Raw genomic sequence first — 19,922 nt, 5'->3', positions numbered from 1 at the left:
CCGGCCGGCGACGGCTTCGGCCCAGCCTCCTCCGTCCCTATGTCCGCGCCGCTGCTTTCCTCCAAGAAATGTGCTGCCTGCCAACAATGGTCGGTGTGGCAGCAAAACCCCGACGACCGGTGCGAGCATTGCGGCGAACTGCTCGACCCCCAGGCGGCGCAAAACGCCTGGCAGCGCGAAGAAGTGGAAAACCAACCGGCCGCGCCCGGGCTGCAGCTCATCGAAATTCATCCGGACGATGGCGCTTTCACCCGGTTTATCAAACGCATGATTCGCGGGGGGCAGTTGGCGTTTGCGGCCATTCTGGCTTTTATCGTTTGGTTTGTCACGCTGGCCGCCGGGTAGCATGAAGCGCTGGCCTGAATTCACCCGGCCGCTGTTTGTGGGCGCGCTGCTGCTGTACGGCTTGCGCCAAGCCAACCGCCATTGGCTGCAGGGGCCGCTGCCGCCGCTGCTTACCTCGTATCTGAGCGACCTGGCCGCCATGCCGGTCATGCTCACGCTGGCCGTGGCCGCTTATCGGCGCATGGTGGCTCGGTCGCAGGCCTTCGTGCTGCCGGATGCCTGGCTGGGGTGGAGCTGGGTGGCGGTTTCGATGTGGTTTGAGGGCATCCTGCCGCTTTTCGATGCCCAGGCCGTGGCCGACCCGCTCGATGCGCTGGCGTATGCGGCAGGCACGCTGGCGTTTCGCCGCTGGCTCAACCGGCCGGCTTAGTCGTATTTGCAGACATCCTCCTCCGCTGCACTGCGAAGCGTCCGGCACCTAAAGGCTCAGCCTGTTTTGCATCGCAGCTTCCATTTCCATGATTCCGCTCGCCACGCTCTACTACTTCCTGTGCTACGCCTGGAACCGGCTGCCCGAGCCGGCCGTGCTCCAAGCCAGCGAGGCCACGCCGTTTCACCGGCCACTGGGGCTGCTGGCGCAGGTGCTGCTGCACGCCACGCGCCGCCTGCTGCGCGCCGGCCTGCCGCGCACGTTCGCCCCCCACACCGCTGAGCTTACCAGCCTGCGCGGGCGCGTGGAGCTGGCGCCCAGCCTCGGGCGGGGCCTGCTGGCGCAGGGCCGCGCCGTGTGCTCGTTCGATGAATTGACGGCGGATTCGCCGCTGCACCGGCTGCTGGCGCAAACGCTGGACGCGCTGGCGCGCGCCCCGGACCTGCCGGTGGCATTGCGACGCGAGCTGGGCCACGTGCGCCGCCGCCTGCCCGTAGCCTCCACTAATACCCCCCTACCCGCTGCCACCGCCGCTACGTTCCGCGAACTGCGGCGGCAGCGTCCGAGCAGCCAGGATGCCTTTTTGCTGCACGTATGCGAACTGGTGTGGCTCACGGCCCTGCCCGAGCCGGCTGCGAACGGCCGGCGCCGCTTCGCCGACTTCCGGCGCGACGAGGTACTGATGGCGCGGTTGTTTGAGCAATTCACGCGCAATTTTTTCCGCCGCGAGCAGCGCCACTACCGTGTGTACGCCGAAACCATTGCCTGGCAGGCCGATGCCCCGCAGCCCGACGACCTGGCCCTGCTGCCCACCATGCTCACCGACACAACCCTGGAGGCGTCCGACCGCAAAATCATCCTCGACACCAAGTATTACGCCGCAGCTCTGCGCCCGCGCTACGACCGGCAGCGCCTCATCTCGCCGCACCTCTACCAGCTCTACGCCTACCTCCAAAACCAGCGCCCCGCCTCCGGTCAGGCCCTCGAAGGCATTCTGCTTTACCCCACCGCCACCCAAGCCGTGGACGTGCGCTACACCCTGGGCGGCCACCCGGTGCGCGTCATCACCCTCAACCTGCAGCAGCCCTGGGCTGGCATAGCGGCCGATTTATTGGCCTTAATTGCTTAAGAAGCGGACATTACAACCAGCTTCGTAGATGTCGCCAAACGCAAAAAAGCCCGGACTTTCCTGCTGGAAAATCTGGGCTTTTCTTAACTACAGATGCTTAAGCATTGCGCCGGCCAAAACCGGCCGACAACTACTTAGGAGCTTCGGTGGTCGTGGTGGTGGTGGTAGTACCAGCGGTGGTAGCGCCTTCGGTGGTAGCGCCAGCAGCGGGAGCAGCAGCACCTTCGGTGGTAGCCGGAGCAGCCGTAGCGTCAGCAGCCGGAGCAGCCATAGCGGTGCTGTCGGTGGTGGTGGTGGTGGTCGTCTCGGTGCCAGCAGCCGGGGTCTCGATGGTGGTCTCTTCGGTCTTCTTCGACTCGCACGAGGTCAGACCAGCGGTCAGGGCGAGGCCCAGGGCAGCAACTTTGAACAGGTTGTTCATTTTGGGGGTAATTTTGAAAATGGGTTAACTTAAAAACGCCCTTTATTCGGCCCTTTTGAAAAGGTAACCCGGCCCAGAAAAATATTTTTTCGGCGGGTTACTTGGCGCCCACATTCGTATTAACTCCCAAAGTGAATGAGCAGGGGCAATCCAACTTCCTCTTCTTTGACTCCTACCGACGATGCGCTGATTGCCGCCATTCGCTCCGGCGATGAGCGGGCGCTGGCCCACCTCTACCGGCTGCACTGGCCCATGGTGTCGCACTTCGTGCTGCAAAACAGCGGCTCCGAAGACGACGCCCAGGACGTGTACCAGGAGGGCGTGATGGTGTTTTATGAAAAGGTGCGCGACAACTCCCTGGAGCTGAGCTGCCAGATTAAAACCTACCTCTACGCCGTGTGCCGCCGCCTGTGGCTGAAGCGCCTCACGAGCAAAAGCCGCTTTGGCGTGCGCCTGCTCGACGACGAGGAGCACGGCCCCTACCTCAACACGGGGGCCGAGGAAGACGTGCTGGCCGCCGAGGAACAGGACCGCCGCTTCACCACCATGAGCGAGGCCCTGAACCACCTGGGGGAGCCTTGTCGTTCGCTTTTGGAAGGCTTCTACCTGCACGACAAGTCGATGCAGGACCTCACGGCAGAATTCGGCTACACCAACGCCGACAATGCCAAAAACCAGAAATACAAGTGCCTCGTGCGCCTCAAAAAACTATTCTTTGCCCATTATAAAGAAGAGCCTATTTAGCAGTTAGTAATAAGTATTGAGTAGTGAGATGTTGTTAGGACTGATTAGCACTCCCAACTCGTCATGCGTCTCACTACTTAATACTTATCACTAACTACTCCTCCGCTTACCGCTGCCGCTCCCACCGGCAGGCTTACCCCATGATGACTGAAGCAGACTATTACGCCTTATTTGAAGCTTACTCGCACGGCGAGCTGGCCGGGCCCGCCCGCACCAGCCTCGAAGCGCGCCTGGCGGCCGACCCGGACTTTGCCCTGCGCTACGCCGACTTCAAGGAGCTGACCGGCACGCTGCGCGGCTACCGCCAGCGCCAGCAGACGCGTGAGCAGCTGCGCGGCATTCACGCCGCCATGCTGACCGCCGAGGCCCCGACCGAAGCGCCCGTGGCCGAAAAAGCCAGCCCCTTCACCCACACCGTGAACCCGATGCTGCGCATCTCGCGCACCGAGCGCAAGCTGCGCGAGTTTTGGAGCGGGCACCGCGCCACGGTGGGCGTGGCCGCCTCGGTGGCCGTGATGGCCGTGTTTGCCACGCTCCTGGGCCTGGACATCTGGCGCAGTTCGAAGGTGCAGGCGCCGGCTTCCATTCAGTGGATGCGCCGCGAAATCAACAACCTTAAACAAAACCAGCGGGCCCTCAACCGCACCATTGAGCGCATCGACGGCAAAACGGTGTTGCCGCCGCCTTTTAAGGACGGCAAGTTTGGCGGCACGGGCTTCGCTCTGACGGCGGAAGGCTATCTAGTAACGAGCTACCACGTTATCAAAGGAGCCGATTCACTGCAGGTGGAGGGACGCGACCGGCAGCGCTACCGCGTCGAGCCGGTGTATTCTGACAAAGCCCACGACCTGGCCATTCTGCGCATCACCGACAAGCGCTTCACCGGCTTCGGCCGCCTGCCCTACACCTTCAAAGCTGGCCAGGCCGACCTGGGCGAGCGGGTGTTTACGCTGGGCTACCCGCGTGAAGACGTGGTGTACGGCGAAGGCTCCCTGAGCGCGCGCTCGGGCTTCGAAGGCGACACGGCGGCTTACCAAATCAGCATTCCGGTGAACCCCGGCAACTCGGGCGGGCCGCTGCTCGACGCGCAGGGCAATCTGATTGGGGTTATCAATGCCCGGCAGAATGACTTGGAAGGCACTTCCTTCGCCACCAAGTCGTCGTACCTGGTGCGGCTCGTGGATTCGCTGCGCAACACCCAGCCCGCAACGCCCTACCGCCTGCCCAAATCGAACCAGCTGACCGGTGCCGCCCGTCCGCAGCAGCTGAAGAAGCTGCAGGACTACGTGTTCGTGGTGAAGGTATTTGAAAACTAATTCAATTCCCAACGCTTTCTGACCGCTGCAACGGCCCGTTTCTTTCCAGAAGCGGGCCGTTGTGCTGTAACGACATTTGGCTTGCTGCGATTATGCTCCGCCGCCCGCCGATTGAGTTGACTTTTTTACTGCTTAAGAGGCGTGTTACCGTACTCTTCACAACCTTAGCCCATCTACTGTAGTATTCAGGCCTTACAAAGGGGCCAGCCCGTCCTTCTCATTTTCTGCACTCTTAAATCCTGCACTCCGTGGCTCAAAATCAACAAACCCCGCCTTCCGGCAACGACGTGGCCGGCTCGGCCTTTTTTAAGAAATTTCTCAGCACCGCCGAGGGCTACATCAAGCAGCCCACGCGCATGAAAAAGCTGCTGACGGACGCCTACCAGAAAGCTAGCCAGAAGAACGAAGTAGGCACGCTGGCCCACGAAGCCTGGGAAACGCTCCAGACCATGTTCCGGCTCATCAAGGCGTCGATTTCGGGTGAGTACACCGGCGTGCCCGGCACTACGGTGGCGGCTGCGGTGGCCGTGCTCATCTATTTCCTGAGCCCAATTGACTTGATTCCGGACTTCATTCCGGTGCTGGGCCTGCTCGACGACGTGGCCCTGGTGGCCTGGTTCTCAACTACCCTCAAGCACGAGATGGACAGGTTTAACGAGTGGGAGCTGACGCGCCCGGTGGTAGCTGGCAATACCGATAAAGCTGCTGCCGAAAACGCCGCCGCGTCGATGGGCGGCCTGACGCCCATCAACTACGACGAGGACCGCGCCCAGCCCGCCCGCGAGTCGGCTAAAAATGCCGGCACCAGTGACAACCCAGCCACTGCAAATAAAGCCTCCGGCACTGACTCGAACCCTGATAACCAGCATCCTTCCACGCCCCAGCCCGCCGCTGAGTCAGCCAAGCAGCACGGCACCCACCCCGAGTCGCACACTAATTCTTCCAGCCAACAGTCGAACACCGACTCCGGCTTGGGCTCGCCCGAGAGTAGCAGCCCGGCCCCGGTGCACACGCAAGGCGATGATATGAAGCCTACCGGCGACACCAGCGGCGCCACGGTGCGCACCTGGGAAGGCAGCCGCAACGAAAGTGACGCCGGCCGCCTCGACTCGGGTGGCAACGTGCGCTAAACCGATTTTATCAAATGCAAAAAAGGCCCTGGAACCTAGTTCCGGGGCCTTTTTCAATGATAGCAACTAATAAGCAATAGCCTGGTAGCGGGCAGCCTTCCTTATTAAGCGGCGGCGGCGTGCTCGCGCACGTAGCGCACGAAATCGCCCACGGTGGTGAGGGGCACTTCGTCGGGGATGGTGATGCTGAAGTTGCGCTCCAGCTCGAGGATGATGTCGACCACGTCGACGGTGTCGAAGCGCAGGTCGCGGGCGAGGCTGGCGGTTTTGCGCACGCGGCTGGCCCGGATGGCCTTGCGCTTGCTGATGATGCGGAAAACCTGCTGCTCGATGGTGGGCGTGTGGTGAGCGGTGCTAGTGGATACGTACATAATAGTTGCGAAAAAAACGGTGAGGCTACTGAAGTGGGCACCCTGCGGTGAGGCGCCCGTCGGGGTGGGATAAAAGCGGTTAGTGCTGCAACAAAAACCGGCCGACGGGCGCCAAAACGCGGAAAATGCTAGGCTAGTACAGGCGGCCGTACCGCCTGTATTTCTTCAGAGTCCACCTCTTTGGAAATGGTTGCAACGTGGTCGGGATTTTTTCCCGAAATTTTTCCTTTGAGCGTTTCGCTCAGCAGATACATCACCGGCACCACCAGCAGGGTGATGGCCGTAGCGAACACCAGGCCGAAGATGATGGTCCAGGCCAGCGGGCCCCAGAACGTCACCGATTCGCCACCGATGAAGAAGTGGGCGTTGCCGGAGGCGAACAGCTCGTAGAAGTCGATGTTCAGGCCGATGGCCAGCGGGATGAGGCCCAGCGTGGCGGCCGTGGCCGTCAGAATCACGGGGTTGAGGCGGGTGCGGCCGGCCAGCACGATGGCCTCGCGCAGCGGCATGCCCTGGGCGCGCAGGATGTCGGTGAATTCGACCAGCAGAATCCCGTTTTTCACCACGATGCCGGCCAGGGCGATGATGCCCACGCCCGTCATCACGATGCTCACGTTCTGGCCCGTGATGGCCAGGCCCCAGAACACGCCCGCAATCGAGAACAGCACTTCAGAGAGGATGATAATCGGCTTACTGAACGAGTTGAACTGCGTGACGAGGATGAGGAAGATGAGGCCCAGCGCGCCGATGCCGGCCATGGGCAGGAAGTCGGTGGTTTCCTTCTGGTCTTCCTCGGCGCCGCCCATCCGCACGTTGTAGCCGTTGGGCACGGGGAAGGCTTTGAGGGCCTGCTTCACCTGGGCGGCCACGTCGGGGCCGGTGAAGCCGTTGAGCACGTTGGAGCTGATGGTGATGACGCGCTTGGTGTCTTTGCGCTTGATGCCGCCGTAGGTGCTGCCGTAGCTGACGGTGGCGATGGACGAGATGGGCACCTGGCGCACGGCGCCGGTGGCGTCGCGGAAGGTGAGCGGGGCGTTCACCACGGCGTCCACGTCGTTGCGGTAGGGCTTGGCGTAGCGCACCTGGATGGGGTATTCATCATCCGGCGTCTTGAATTTGCTGGCTTCCGAGCCGTAGATGGCGGTGCGGACTTCCAGGCCAATCTGGCCGGTGCTGATGCCCTCGCGGTTGGCGCGGGTGCGGTCGATGTTGACGGCGATTTCGGGGTTGCGGTCTTCCAGGTTGGAGCGCAGGTCCTCGATACCGCTGATGTGCAGGGAATCCACGTAGCGCTCCACTTTCTTGGAGAGCTTGGCCAGGGCCGGGTAGTCGTCGCCGCTCACTTCGATGGCGATGGGCTTCTGCTGGGGCGGGCCGCTGGCTTCCTGGTCCACCGATACCTCGGCGCCGGGGATGCCTTTCACCACCTCGCGGATTTTATCCATGTAGGTGCTGGTGGCGGGGCCTTTGCGGTCGCTCAGCTCCTTGAAGGCCACGCCCACCTTGCCCATGTGCGACTGCGACACGCCCGAAGCCGTGGCCTCGCTGGGGTCGCCGGCGCCGATGGCCACGTTGGTAATCACCGATTCCACGTCGGGGTTGTTGCGGCCGATGACGCCGTAGATGCGGTTTTCGAGCACTTTGGTCACCGAGTCCGTCACTTCCACGCGGGTGCCGACGGGCATGCGCAGGTAGGTGTAGATGAACTTGGGGTCGCCTTTGGGGAAGAAGTCCACCTTGGGCCCGCGGATGCCCACGGCCACGAACGAGCCGATGAAGACGATGACCACGCCCACCATGACAATGACCGGGTGGCTGATGGCCCAGCGCACCAGGCTGGCGTAGCCGTTCTGGAACTTGGGCAGGGCGCGGGTCTGGAACCAGGCAATCATCTTCACCAGCACGTATTTGTCGAGGATGATGAAGCCGGCCAGGGCCAGGCAAAGGTTGCCGAGGAAGTGGCCCAGCAGGCCGGACGTTTCGCCGTCGGGGCCGACTTCGGGCGTCTTGCCCAGGGCCAGCACGTTGAACAGGATGCCCAGCGCCACCAGCACGCCGATGGCGATGAGGAAGCCGCGCGTGGCTTTGGGCTTGCTGTGCAGGTCTTCTTCAAAATGCTCCTCGCGGGCCATGAAGCTCACGGCAAACACCGGGTTCATGATGAAAGCCACCACCAGCGACGACATGAGCGTGATGATGAGCGTGACCGGCAGGTAGTACATGAACGAGCCCACGATGCCGGGCCAGAACATGAGCGGCACAAACGGCGCCACCGTGGTGAGCGTGCCGGCCAGCACGGGCACGAATACCTCGCCGGCGGCGAATTTGGCGGCTTTTTCGGTGCTCAGATTGGGGTGCTCGTGCAGCAGGCGGTGGGTGTTTTCGATGACCACAATGGCATCGTCCACCACAATGCCCAGCGCCAGCAGGAAGGCGAAGAGCACAATCATGTTCAGCGAAAAATCGAAGCCCGGGATGATGAGGAAGGCCAGGAACATCGAAATCGGCACCGAGAGGCCCACGAACATGGCGTTGGTGGTGCCCATGAAGAACATGAGGATGGCCGTCACCAACAGGAAGCCGATGATGATGGTGTTGATGAGGTCGTGCAGCGTCACGCGGGTGTCGTTCGAAGAGTCGCCGGTGATGGTCACTTTCAGCTCCTTGGGCAGCGTCAGCTCGGCGTCCTTCACAATGGCCTTGATTTTGTCCGAAGCGTCAATCAGGTTTTCGCCCTGGCGCTTCACCACGTTCAGGGTGATGGCAGGCTTGCCGTCGAGGCGGGCGAAGCTTTCGCGGTCCTTGAAGCCGTCCACCACGGTGGCAATGTCGCCGAGGCGCACGGCCGCGCCGTTGAGGTTCTTCACCTGGATATCGGCAATGTCCTCGGCCCGGGCATACTGGCCGGCCACGCGCACGGCGCGCTTCTGATTGCCCACATCAATGGAGCCGCCCGACACGGTCAGGTTTTCGCCGCCAATGGCGCGGGTGATGTCCGAGAAGCCCAGGCGCGAGGCGCGCAGCTTGTTCAGGTCCACGTCCACGTTCACCTGCTGGTCCAAGGCACCGATAATGTCGACGCGGGTGATTTCGGGCAGGGCCTCAATCTTGTCCTGGAAGTCGTCGGCGTACTTTTTGAGCTGGGCGGCGGGCAGGTTGCCGCTCAGGTTGACGTACATGATGGGCTGCTCCGAGATGTTAATTTCCTTCACCGTGGGGGCGGTGGGCAGGTCGTTGGGCAGCTCGGTGGCGGCCTTGTCCACGGCGTCCTTGATGAGCTGCTTGGCGTACTGCACGTCCACGCCGGAGTTGAACTCCACGTCCACGATGCAATAGTCCTGGTTCGAGGTGGAGCTGATTTTCTTCACCCCGTTCACGCTTTTAATCTCCTTTTCGAGCTGGCGCGTCACCAGGTTCTCGATGTCGGCCGGCGAGGTGCCGGGGTACACCGTGGCCACGATGATGCGCGGAATCACGATGTCGGGGAATTTCTCCTTGCCCAGCTTGATGTAGGCAAAAATCCCCGCCACGCACAGTATCACCGTGATGATGTAGATGCTGGTTTTGTTGTTGATGGACCAACTGGTCGGCCCAAACTCTTTCTCTAAGTCTTGCATAGCTTTTCTAGCGTTCTAGTAAAAAGCGTGAGAAATCACAGCCCAAAGGCTGTGTTAGGCCTTGGCGACACTCACCACCTGGCCGTCATTCAAATTCTGGTAGCCGGCCGAAATCACCTGGTCGCCGTTTTGCAGGCCACTGGTCACTTCAATCTTGCCGTTGTAGGCGTTGCCCGTCTTGATGACGCGCTTCTTGGCCACGGCCTTGCCGGCTTCCTGGCCCACCACGTACACGTAGCTGTTCTGCTCGTCCTTCTGCACCAGGTCCACGGGGATGACGGTGGCGTTCTGGCGGTCGTAGTTCTGGATGCGGACCGTAGCCACCATGTTGGGGCGCAGGTCGGCGGCTTTGCTGCCCTTTAGGCGCAGCTCCACCGTGAAGGTGCGGCTGGTGGCGTTGATGCTGCGGCTTACCACGCGCACCGTGGCGGGAATTTCCTCGCCGCCCAGGTCCGGAATGGTCACAATGGCGTCGTCGCCGGCCTTAATGCTGTTGCCGTAGGCTTCCGACACGTCGGCCAGGATTTTACCGCCCGAGCCGCTGGTCAGACGCACCACCGGCGAGCCGGGGGCGGCAATTTCGCCCAACTTGGGCAGCACCTCATCCACGGTGCCGCTGAAGGGCGCCACCACATTATACAGGGAGCGTTGCTGGTTAAGGGTGGCCAGGTTGCGCTGCAGGGCCTCGTAGTTGTTCTTGGCTTGCAGGTACTGGATTTCAGTGCCAATCTGCTGCTTCCACAGGCCGGACTGCTTCTCGTACACCGTCTTGGCCAGCTCCATGCGGGTGCGCAGCTCGGCAATGTTGGCGTCGAGGACGCTGGCGTCGATGGTGGCCAGCACCTGGCCCTTGCTCACCCGGTCGCCGCGCTGCACGCGGATGCTGGTGAGCGAGCCGGCAGCGCGGGCGCCTACGGTGGCGTTCTGGTCGAAATCGACGCGGCCCTGCACTTCGAGGTAGCTCTTGAAGCTCTCGGGCTGCACGCTCAGCACCGATACCGGCGTGATGTTGGCAGCGGCCGCTTCGGCGCTGGCGCCGGTTTTGGTTTCCAGCTCGGCAATTTTGGCCTGCGTGGCGGCCTGCTCTTTTTTCAGCTTGGCCAGCTCGGCTTTGGGGTCTTTGCTCTCGCCGCCGCAGGAGGCCAGCAGCAGGGTGCCGGCGAGGAACAGCGCGGCGGGTTGGGTTGGGTTGAAACGCATGGGTAAGCGGGGTATTTCGGTGTTTTAAAAGGGAAGCGGGCCAGGCCCAGCGTTATTTTTTCACTTGGTTATACAGCTCGCCGGTGGCCTTGTCGCGGTCCACTTTGGCCACCAGCACGTCGTAAATGGCGCTGTAGTAGTTGGTTTGGGCCGAGCGCAAATCCGTTTCCGCCGTAATCACCTCCAGGTTGGAGCCCACGCCGGCGTTGAACTTGATGCGCGTCACGCGGGCCACGTCGGTGGCCAAGTCGAGGTTGGCTTTCTGGTTGTCGAGCACGTCCAGCGCGTTGATGAGCGTGGTGCGGCTCTGGGCGTCCTGCAGGTCGATGCTCTGCTTCAGCGTTTCGAAGCCCTTTTCAATGGTCTGCTGTTGTAGGCGGCTCTGCTGCACCAGGTACTTGCGGCGGAAACCGTCGAACACCGGCACCTGCAGGCTCAGGCCCACGTTGCCGAAGCCAAACCAGTTCTGGTTGGGGAAGCCGTTGCTGTTGCGCGAGTCCGGCCCGCGGAAGGCGAACAACTCGCCCAGCTGGTTCGAGGAGCCCAGGAAACCATAGGCGCCCGTGAGCACGAGGCGCGGGTAGGCACCGGCCTGGCGGTTGCGCAGGTCGAGGCCGGCCAGGGCCTGCTGCGTTTCCAGGGTCGAGAATTCGATGCGGTTGTTGTAGTTGATGGCGCCGCGGGCCTGCGAGCCCAACCCGCCGGAGAGGGCGTTTTGCTGGTCGAGGCGGTTCTGGGCGGCCGTATTATCGGCGCCCGGCGTGGCCGGCGCGGTGGGCACCGGGGCCTGGCCCAGGGCGCCACCGCCCGTATTTAAGCTGGCCACGCCCAAGGCCCGGCGCAAACTGCCGGCATCCACCACGGCCGCGCCCAGCGAGTCGGTCAAGCTGATGTTCTGGCTTTGCGGCAGGCCCATCTGGAACTTCAGCAGCCCCACGCTCAGCTCGGTGAGGCGCTGGGCTTTCTGCTGCTCCACCACCAGGTTGTTGCGCTGCACGCGCAGCCGGTCCACGTCCAGCTTCTCGGCAAAACCGGCCTTGAAGGTCTTGTCCGTTTGGTAGAGCACCGTATCGAGGCGCTGCACGTTGCGGGCCAGCAGCGAGAGGCGCGAACGCGCCACCAGCGTGCTGTAGTACGCCTTGCTCACCTGCTCGGCCACATCGATTTCGGCCTGCTGGGTCTGCTTCTTGGCCAGCTCGGTGTACACCTTAGCGGCCTTCAAACCAATCAGGTACGAGCCGTCGAACAGCAGCTGCGACACCGACACGCTGGAGTTACCGGCATACTGCAGGCCAAAGGCAATGGCCTGGGGCGGCAGCGCCACCCGCTCCACATTTACCTGGGAGAGGGTGGCGGTCTGGCCGCTCTGCGCCTTGGCAATGTCGGCGGCGGTGAGGGCCGGAGCGGTACCACCTCCGAAGGCGCCCACGTCCACCAGGCTTTTCTGCAGCTTGAAGTTATCGGAGAGCGTGGCGGCCACGTTCACCTGTGGCAGGCCGGCACTCTTGATTTCGCCCACGCGGGCGGCCGCCGTGGCCTCGCCCAGGCGGGTAGCCAGCAGGCTCGACTTGTTCTTAATGGCGTAGTCCACGGCCTGTTGCAGGCTCAGGGGCATGGTGCCCGTGGTGGGCGGGGCCGCCGGCATGGCACTTGGCGAGGTTTGGGCAAGCAGCGCCTGCGGCACGGCCACACCAAGGGCAGCCGCCAGCAGGAATCTGGTTCGAAACAGCATGTTCATAAACAGCTAAAAGAGAAACGGGTATGCGGGGGAAAATTATTCGGCCTCGGTGATGTGCCGGTACTCGTTGATGAGCTTGTGGCCCTTGAGGGTAGCCACACCAAGCAGAAAATGCTCGTCGAACACCCGGTTGACGCGCACCGGGCTGAACTGCGCGGACGGGTACAGCTCCGAGTCGAACGCCAGCTCAATCTGGGCCAGGTTGAGGCGGGCCAGCACCTCCACGTCGAGGTCGGGCCGGAACAGGCCCTCGGCCATGCCCCGGCGCAGGTTCTGCGCTATCTGGGCCAGAATGAAGGTGTTTTTATGGGCCCGAAATAGCTCCCAGGCCGCCGGATGGTACTTCTTCATGTCGTTGAAGATGCTGGGGTGCACGTCGGCAAACTGCTCGTCGGCCCACTTCGCCAGCATCAGCATTTCCTCCACGGCGTTGGCCGCTTTGCTGGCCACCCCCGCGCACTCGCCCTGCACACCGTTGAGGTGGTTGGTGATGCCGGCCATCACAATCTGGTCCTTGTTTTCGAACCATTTGTAAAGGGTCTTTTTCGACATGGCCATGTCGGCGGCGATGTCGTCCATGCTCACGCTTTTGATGCCGTTGCGCATGAAGAGCCGCTGGGCGTGGTTCAGGATTCGGTCTTTGATTTCCATAACTAACGCCACAAAGATACAACGGAAACTTTCAATGTACCCAAAGTTTCCATCGCGTTTTTACGGTCTGCAACCAGCGCAAGGCCTTTTCGCGCGTGACAAGACGCAACTGCCCCGCGTTTACTTTAGCTTGAACCGAAAAAAAGTAGGCGGCCGCACGCATCGACAACTAATTTTGTTGGCAACACAAAACTAATAAATTTAGCTTAATAGCATTGCGGAATCATATTATTTATTTGTAAACACGACCGTAGCAGGTGCCTCGGCGGAAGCCGCGCCGGCCGGTACTTTTGCGCCGGGCCGCGGTGGCCCGCTTGCATTCGCGCTTCTATGAAAATCCGGACCGGCTTCGGCTACGACGTTCACCAATTGAAGGAAGGACTGCCCTTCTGGCTCGGCGGCATTGAGGTGCCGCACACCCACGGCGCCCTCGGCCACTCCGACGCCGACGTGCTCATTCACGTTATTTGCGACGCGCTACTGGGCGCCGCCAACCTGCGCGATATCGGCTTTCATTTCCCCGACACCGACCCGCAGTACAAAGGCATCGACTCGAAAAAGCTGCTGGCCGGCGTGATGCGCCTGCTGCGCGAACGTGGCTACGAGGTGGGTAACGTGGACTCGACCATCTGCCTGGAGCGCCCCAAAATCAACCCCCACATCCCGGAAATGCAGCGCGTGCTGGCCGCCGTGATGGGCGTGGCCGAAGAAGATATTTCCATTAAAGCAACCACGACCGAAAAACTGGGTTTTGTGGGCCGGCAGGAAGGCGTGGCCGCCTACGCCAGCGTGCTGATTGTGAAATCGTAATTATCAAGCTTTGAATGATGTAGAGACGGATAATTGCGTCTCGCCGTTGAACGAAATCGTCCAAAGGACGTGCCGCAAGACGTTCAACGACGAGACGCAATTATGCGTCTCTACACCGTCCCAGAAATTTCCCACCAACCAAAAGCAATGAAACAAACCCCTCTCCTGCTGGCCTTTCTGGCCCTGGCCAGCGCTGCCCCGGCCCATGCGCAGGGCAAGGTCAAAGTGAAGACCAAAGGGGGCGTGACGGCGCCCGCCAAAACCAAAATCAAGGACGACAAAGCTGTTGCCGCCACCCAGCCCGTGGCTCCGGAAGACTTTAGCGTAAAATACGCCGACCTGGTATCGGCCGAGCGGCTGCGCACGCACCTGGCGGTGCTGGCCTCCGACGAGTACGAAGGTCGCGAAACGGGCATGAAGGGCCAGCACATGGCCGCCGCCTACGTGGCCGCCCAGTTTAAAAACGCCGGCCTGACCGGCCCCGTGACCACCGGCACCGACCCTTACCTGCAACAATTCAACGTGGAGCAGGTGAGTTGGGCCGACGGCGCCACCCTGAAAGTGGGCAAAACCAGCTACGCCTGGCTGACCGACTTCTATGGCACCGGCGACTCGCCTTTTGCTACCGAAACCACCGTGACGCCGGTGTTTGTGGGCTACGGCATCGAGCAGGCCGGCTACTCCGACTACGCCGGCCTCGACGTGGCGGGCAAAGACCTGCTCATCTTGCAAGGTGAGCCCACCGGCGACGGCGGCAAAGCCCTGCTGAGCCCCGACGGGGCGCCCTCGCAGTGGGGCACCGACCGCGCCAAGGTGCAGCTAGCCACTCAGAAAGGCGCCCGCTCGGTGTTCTTCGTGAACTTTAATCCCGCCAGCAACTTCGCTAAGCAGACGGCCCGCCTGGCGCCTTACATCAGCCGTCCTTCGGTGGTGATGCCCAGCGAAGGCCAAAAGCCGAGCCGCGTACCGACGTTCAATGTGTCGCCGGCCGTGGGGCTGGCGTTGCTGGGCACCAAGGATGCGGCCATGCAGGCCTACCTGGCCAAAACCAACAGCACCAAGCAGCCGGTGAAATCGACCTTTAAGGTGAAGCCGATGCAGATTCGGGCCGAGCGCAAGCGCACGCCGCTGGGCACGGAAAACGCGCTGGGCTTCATCGAAGGCACTGATAAGAAGGACGACATCATTGTGATTTCGGCCCACCACGACCACCTGGGCATTCAGAACGGCGTGGTGTTCAACGGGGCCGACGACGATGGCTCGGGCACCTCGGCCATTGTGTCGATGGCCGAGGCTTTCGCTAAGGCCAAGGCCGACGGGCACGGCCCGCGCCGCAGCCTGCTCTTCCTGAGCGTGACGGGCGAGGAAAAGGGCCTGTTTGGCTCGGAATACTACTCGAAGCACCCCATTTTCCCGCTGGCCCAGACGGAAGCCGACCTGAACGTGGATATGATAGGACGCACCGACGTGGAGCACGAGGGCAAGCCGGACTACGTGTACGTCATCGGTTCCGACAAGCTGGCCTCGGAGTTGAAAGTGATTCTGGAAGCCGAAAACAAGCAGTACAGCAACCTCGACCTGGATTACCGCTTCGATGACCCGGCCGACCCGAACCGCTTCTACTACCGCTCCGACCACTACAACTTCGCGGTGAACAAGGTGCCGGTGGCCTTTTTCTTCAACGGCGTGCATGCCGACTACCACAAGGAAACCGACGAAATCAGCAAAATCGAGTTTTCGAAGATGGAGAAGCGCGCCAAGCTGGTGTTTCACCTGGCCTGGGAGTTGGCCAACCGCGACGGCCGCATTGTGGTTGACTCGAACAAGCCGTAGTTAGCACATCATTAGTGTGACCGTTTAGAACGTCATGCTGAGCGCGGCCGAAATGCTTCGACTGCGTTCAGCATGACGTTCTCTGTTAATTTCAAGTACTGAACTATCCGGGTGAACCGCATTTCACCCGCCCCACCGCATGAAAGTGAAAGCCGACCAGTTCCAGCTCGACGCCGAGGCCAAGGCCTTCGACCGCGAGCACCGCCGCAAAATCCGCTTCAACATCGGCAAGTACGACGCGGCCGTGAGCGCCGGCATGAAGCTGTATGAACAGCACGAGCTGGCCCGCGACCGGGGCGCCTACCTCAAGGCCACCGTGCTGGAAAAGCTGGACGAATACCTGTTGCAGTTCGAAACCGCCTTCACGGCCCGTGGCGGGCGCGTGATTTGGGCGCGCGACGCCGCCGAGGCCCTGGCAGAAATCGGCAAGCTAACGGCGGCCCGCAACACCAAAACCGTGGTGAAAGCCAAGAGCATGACCACCGAGGAAATTCACCTGAATAAGTACCTCGCCACGCAGGGCATTGAGTCGGTGGAAACGGACCTGGGCGAGTACATCGTGCAGCTGAACGGCGAGCGGCCCTACCACATTGTGACGCCGGCCATGCACCTGAGCAAGGCCGACATCGCCGATATCTTCGTGAAGCACCTCGGCATTGAGCCCACCGACGACGCCCAGAAGCTGGTGCTCACGGCCCGGCACCTGCTGCGGAACAAATACACTACGGCCGAGGTGGGCGTGACCGGGGGCAACTTCCTCATTGCCAAGGAGGGCGCCATTGCCGTGACCGAGAACGAGGGCAACGCCCGCCTCTCGGCCTCGTTTCCGAAGCTGCACATTGCCATTGTGGGCATCGAGAAGGTGATTCCGCGGCTCACCGATTTGGAATTGTTCTGGCCGCTGCTCAGCACCAGCGGCACGGGGCAGCAGGTCACGGTGTACAACACCGTGTACTTCGGCCCGCGCCAAGCCAGCGAGGCCGACGGCCCCGAGGAAATGGTAGTCATCCTGCTCGACAACGGCCGCACCAACCTGCTGGCCCAGCCCGACAAGCGCGCCGCCCTGCGCTGCATCCGCTGCGGCGCCTGCCTCAACGTGTGCCCGGTGTACAAGAACATCGGCGGGCACACCTACGAAACCACTTATTCCGGGCCCATCGGCTCGGTCATCAGCCCGCACCTCAGCGGCCTGCCCGAGCACAAGCACCTAAGTTACGCCAGCAGCCTGTGCGGCGCCTGCACCACGGTGTGCCCGGTGCGCATTCCGCTGCACAACCTATTGCTGCTCAACCGAAAGCAGAGCGTAGAGGAAGGCCACGCGCCCACCGAGGAAAAGCTGGCCATCGGCCTGTGGAAGTGGAGCATGCAGCACCGCTGGGCGCTCGATATTCTGCCGGCCAAGGTGAAGGACTGGAGCCTGAGCCGCCTGCTGGGCCAGGTGGGCTGGAGCAAGCGCCGCGAGGCCTTGCACATCGGCGGGCCCTCGTTCCGGGAGCTGTGGAAGGCGCGGCAGGCCCCGCGCTAGCCCGGTTAATGGGCTGAACGGTCGGCGGTTTGTGGCAGATGCCCGTATCAGGGTTTTTGCTTCGGTATGTCGGACTTCCTGTTTGGGGCTTTGCGCGTGATGGCGGCGCTGGGCGGCGTGATGCTCGTTATCACCACGTTATCGGCGGCTATCCGCTCGTTTGTGCTGCCGCGCAACGAGGTAGTACGGCTGAACGTGTGGGTGTTCATGAGCATCCGGGTGGTGTTCGACCTGGCCGCCAAGCTGGCCAATTCCTACGAGCGGCGCGACAAAATCATGGCCCACTACGCGCCGGTGGCCTTGGTGGCGCTACCCGTGGTGTGGGAGGCCTTGGTTAGCCTGGGCTATACCGGCATGTACTGGGCGGTGGGCGAAGGCGACATCGTGCACTGCTACCAGCTAAGCGGCAGCTCGTTGCTCACGCTGGGCACCATCGACGAGTTCAGTTTCGTGGGCGGGGTGCTCACCTACTCCGAAGCCACGCTGGGGCTGCTGCTGCTCACGCTGTTGCTCTCCTACCTGCCCACCATTTACCAGGCCTTTGCCCGGCGCGAAACCACGGTGGCCCTGCTGGAACTGCGGGCGGGCACGCCGCCCACCGCCGCCTGCCTGCTGGGCTGGCTCAACCACGACGGCTCGGTGCAGAACGACGACCAGCAGTGGGCCGCCTGGGAGCAATGGTTTGTCGAGATTGAGGAAAGCCACACCTCGCTGCCCATCCTGTCGTTTTTCCGCTCGCCGCAGCCGGGGCGCTCCTGGGTGGCGGCCGGCGGGTTGATTCTGGACGCCGCGGCGTTGCTCTTCGCCGCCGTGGAAGGCCCCCGTCCCCGCCAGGTCGAAACCACTTTCAAGGCCGGCTGCCTGGCCCTGAACCGGGTGTACCGCTTCTTCGACAAAAAAGCCGGCGCCGAACCTTCCGGCCTGCTGCCCGCCGATGACGACGAAGCGCCCCAACGCGCCGACTTCGACGAAGCCTGCCGGCTGCTGGCCGACAACGGCCTGCGCCTGCGCGAAGACCGCGCCGCGGCTTGGGCGCACTACCGCGAGCTGCGCAGCCGCTACCAGCCGGCGCTGGAATTTCTGCGCCGCATCACCATGGCCCCGGCCCGTCAAATGACGGTTTGACCGGAGCAGGCAGCGGGGTGCGGCTAAGGCCCTCGGCAATGCTGAAATAGTGGGCGCAGGGGCATTGTTAAAGTTCGCCATATGTATGAACTTTGTTATCTCTCTGCCTCTACCCCGGGCAATTCAGGAGAGGTCGTTTTGGCTGCGTCGCTTCCGCGCGGCCGAAGCGGCCGAAGCGGCAAATAAGCCCCGTACCTCCCTCCTTTCCAGACTGCAATTGGCCTTTGGGCCGGTGTGCTGCGTCCGTTTGGGCTCAGTCGATGCCTTTCTCTTTGCTTTTTCCAACCCCAATTCCCACCTCGCTCTTATGCCGTTTTCTTTACCCGTTTGCTTTGCTGCCCACCCAATGCGCACCCGGTGCACCCTTCTCGGCCTGCTGTTCTTGCTGCTGAGCGCCCGGGTGCAGGCCAATACCGGTGTTTTTGAAGGCTACGTGTTTCTCAACATCAACAACGCCGGCACCAATACCTACGACCTCAACCCTTCTACCCAAACTACTTCTTACGATTTCGTGGGCCCCAGCCTGGGCACGGTGGTGCAGGGCCGGCCGCTGGTGTTTGTGGGCGGGCAGCTCAAAACGTTTAAAAACGGGGGCTGCAACGTGCTCAATGCCCACCTTTACTACCGCGTGTACCTGACCAGCGGCGGCACCCCCGGTGCTTTCACGCAAGTGAACCTGCCCTACGACCGGGAACTGACCAACCCCGGCGACCAGCAATGGAGCCAGTTCAACAACGCGGCCGACGTGGCCGCCGGCCTGGCCCCGGGCACCTATACCCTGGAAGTGTATGGCGATTCGGACTACAACCAGTGCGGTTTTGGCACCGAGTACTACTCCAACAATAACAACAACTACAAAGGCAGCTTCACGGTAGCGCCCGGCCCCCTTCCCGTGGAGCTGGCCAGTTTTGAAGCCGCGCGCCAGAGCGCCGATGCGGCCCTGAAGTGGGCCACGGCCTCGGAAAAGAACAACCAGGGCTTCGATGTGCAAGTGAGCACCAACGGGCAGGACTTCCGTTCGCTGGGTTTTGTGGCCGGTGCGGGCAGCAGCGTGGCCGCCCACCGCTATTTTTTCCTCGACGCTGAAAAAGGCAAAGCCGGCCGGCGCTACTACCGCCTGCGCCAGCAGGACGCCGACGGCACGGCCACCTACTCGCCCGTGCGCACGGTGGCATTCGGCGAAGCGGCGACCTTGAGTGCCGCGCCGCAGCCCTTTGCCACGGAACTCGCCATCACCTTGCGCGCGACGCAGGCGCAAACGGGCGCGCTGCTGTTGCTCACCGATGCCGCCGGCCGCCGGGTGCTGGCCCGGTCGCTCGACCTGACTGTCGGCATCAATCATTTGGTGCTTAGTGATTTGGACGCCGTCCCGGCGGGCCTGTACGTGCTGCAGGTGGCGCTGGCCGGGCAGCCGCTGCGGCTGCGGCTCGTCAAGCAGTAAGCCAGGAGCCCTCTTCGTTGCTTGAAGCCCCTGGGTGTTAGCGCGGGGGCTTCTTTTTTGGGCAGGCCGGGCGTTGCTTTAATTAAAACAGGAACACCTTGAAATAATGACTAATTTACGCCGCTATCGGCTTTTGTAAATTCGCAATCACCCATT

16 protein-coding genes and 1 pseudogene are annotated in these 19,922 nt (G+C 62.2%); 11 read left to right on the top strand and 6 right to left on the bottom strand.

Annotation, left to right across the window (positions count from 1 at the left end; all coding sequences use genetic code 11):
• The first annotated feature begins 39 nt into the window (after positions 1-39).
• The 3 genes from MTP16_RS07405 to MTP16_RS07395 all read left to right on the top strand — a co-directional run bounded on the left by MTP16_RS07405 (position 40) and on the right by MTP16_RS07395 (position 1,844).
• Positions 40-345, top strand: a complete 306-nt coding sequence (locus tag MTP16_RS07405; RefSeq protein ID WP_243517512.1) for a hypothetical protein — start codon at positions 40-42, stop codon at positions 343-345.
• Between the two features lies 1 nt (position 346).
• A complete protein-coding gene (locus tag MTP16_RS07400) occupies positions 347-715 on the top strand; it encodes a hypothetical protein (RefSeq protein WP_243517509.1) in 369 nt (122 codons plus the stop codon).
• An 88-nt stretch (positions 716-803) separates the two neighbouring features.
• Positions 804-1,844, top strand: a complete 1,041-nt coding sequence (locus MTP16_RS07395) for a 5-methylcytosine restriction system specificity protein McrC (protein WP_243517507.1) — start codon at positions 804-806, stop codon at positions 1,842-1,844.
• A 130-nt stretch (positions 1,845-1,974) separates the two neighbouring features.
• On the opposite strand, the gene MTP16_RS07390 is transcribed toward MTP16_RS07395, so the two are convergent.
• The gene (locus MTP16_RS07390) at positions 1,975-2,265 is read right to left on the bottom strand and encodes a hypothetical protein (protein WP_243517504.1); all 291 of its coding nucleotides are present in this window, start codon (positions 2,263-2,265) and stop codon (positions 1,975-1,977) included.
• Between the two features lie 135 nt (positions 2,266-2,400).
• Here MTP16_RS07390 and MTP16_RS07385 point away from each other — a divergent pair, with 135 nt between their 5' ends.
• The 3 genes and pseudogenes from MTP16_RS07385 to MTP16_RS26080 all read left to right on the top strand — a co-directional run.
• Positions 2,401-3,009 (top strand): RNA polymerase sigma factor, encoded by a 609-nt coding sequence (locus MTP16_RS07385; protein ID WP_243517501.1) that lies wholly within the window; start codon positions 2,401-2,403, stop codon positions 3,007-3,009.
• Between the two features lie 140 nt (positions 3,010-3,149).
• Complete coding sequence (locus tag MTP16_RS07380) at positions 3,150-4,325, top strand: S1 family peptidase (RefSeq protein WP_243517499.1); 1,176 nt, start codon at positions 3,150-3,152, stop codon at positions 4,323-4,325.
• 356 nt (positions 4,326-4,681) lie between these two features.
• Positions 4,682-4,936, top strand: a pseudogene (locus tag MTP16_RS26080) (YkvA family protein); the annotation flags it as partial.
• 623 nt (positions 4,937-5,559) lie between these two features.
• Here the strand turns inward: MTP16_RS26080 and MTP16_RS07370 are convergent.
• The 5 genes from MTP16_RS07370 to MTP16_RS07350 form a co-directional block, all read right to left on the bottom strand.
• A complete protein-coding gene (locus MTP16_RS07370; RefSeq protein WP_243517486.1) occupies positions 5,560-5,826 on the bottom strand; it encodes an acyl carrier protein in 267 nt (88 codons plus the stop codon).
• A gap of 128 nt (positions 5,827-5,954) precedes the next feature.
• Positions 5,955-9,443 carry an efflux RND transporter permease subunit gene (locus MTP16_RS07365; protein WP_243517483.1) on the bottom strand — a complete coding sequence of 1,163 codons (3,489 nt, stop codon included), beginning with the start codon at positions 9,441-9,443 and terminating at the stop codon, positions 5,955-5,957.
• 54 nt (positions 9,444-9,497) lie between these two features.
• The gene (locus MTP16_RS07360; RefSeq protein ID WP_243517480.1) at positions 9,498-10,643 is read right to left on the bottom strand and encodes an efflux RND transporter periplasmic adaptor subunit; all 1,146 of its coding nucleotides are present in this window, start codon (positions 10,641-10,643) and stop codon (positions 9,498-9,500) included.
• 52 nt (positions 10,644-10,695) lie between these two features.
• Entirely contained in the window at positions 10,696-12,381 is a 1,686-nt protein-coding gene (locus MTP16_RS07355; protein ID WP_243517475.1) for a TolC family protein, read from the bottom strand.
• A 36-nt stretch (positions 12,382-12,417) separates the two neighbouring features.
• Positions 12,418-13,032, bottom strand: coding sequence for a TetR/AcrR family transcriptional regulator (locus tag MTP16_RS07350; protein WP_243517471.1), 615 nt, complete (start codon positions 13,030-13,032; stop codon positions 12,418-12,420).
• Positions 13,033-13,362: 330 nt separating this feature from the next.
• On the opposite strand from MTP16_RS07350, the gene ispF reads away from it, so the two are divergent.
• From ispF to MTP16_RS07325, 5 genes are all read left to right on the top strand, one after another.
• Positions 13,363-13,842 carry a 2-C-methyl-D-erythritol 2,4-cyclodiphosphate synthase gene (gene ispF, locus MTP16_RS07345; RefSeq protein ID WP_243517467.1) on the top strand — a complete coding sequence of 160 codons (480 nt, stop codon included), beginning with the start codon at positions 13,363-13,365 and terminating at the stop codon, positions 13,840-13,842.
• A 147-nt stretch (positions 13,843-13,989) separates the two neighbouring features.
• Complete coding sequence (locus tag MTP16_RS07340) at positions 13,990-15,675, top strand: M28 family peptidase (protein WP_243517456.1); 1,686 nt, start codon at positions 13,990-13,992, stop codon at positions 15,673-15,675.
• Positions 15,676-15,814: 139 nt separating this feature from the next.
• Positions 15,815-17,200: a LutB/LldF family L-lactate oxidation iron-sulfur protein gene (locus MTP16_RS07335; RefSeq protein WP_243517455.1), complete on the top strand. Its 1,386-nt coding sequence runs from the start codon at positions 15,815-15,817 to the stop codon at positions 17,198-17,200.
• A gap of 66 nt (positions 17,201-17,266) precedes the next feature.
• Positions 17,267-18,325, top strand: a complete 1,059-nt coding sequence (locus MTP16_RS07330) for a hypothetical protein (RefSeq protein WP_243517452.1) — start codon at positions 17,267-17,269, stop codon at positions 18,323-18,325.
• Positions 18,326-18,671: 346 nt separating this feature from the next.
• Entirely contained in the window at positions 18,672-19,766 is a 1,095-nt protein-coding gene (locus MTP16_RS07325) for a hypothetical protein (protein WP_243517448.1), read from the top strand.
• The last annotated feature ends 156 nt before the right edge of the window (positions 19,767-19,922 follow it).

Origin of the sequence: Hymenobacter monticola (genome assembly GCF_022811645.1) — a bacterium.
GTDB classification, from domain to species: Bacteria; Bacteroidota; Bacteroidia; order Cytophagales; family Hymenobacteraceae; genus Hymenobacter; species Hymenobacter monticola.
Note: the sequence above shows the minus strand (reverse complement) of the source record. Positions and strands in the feature narration are given on the sequence as shown.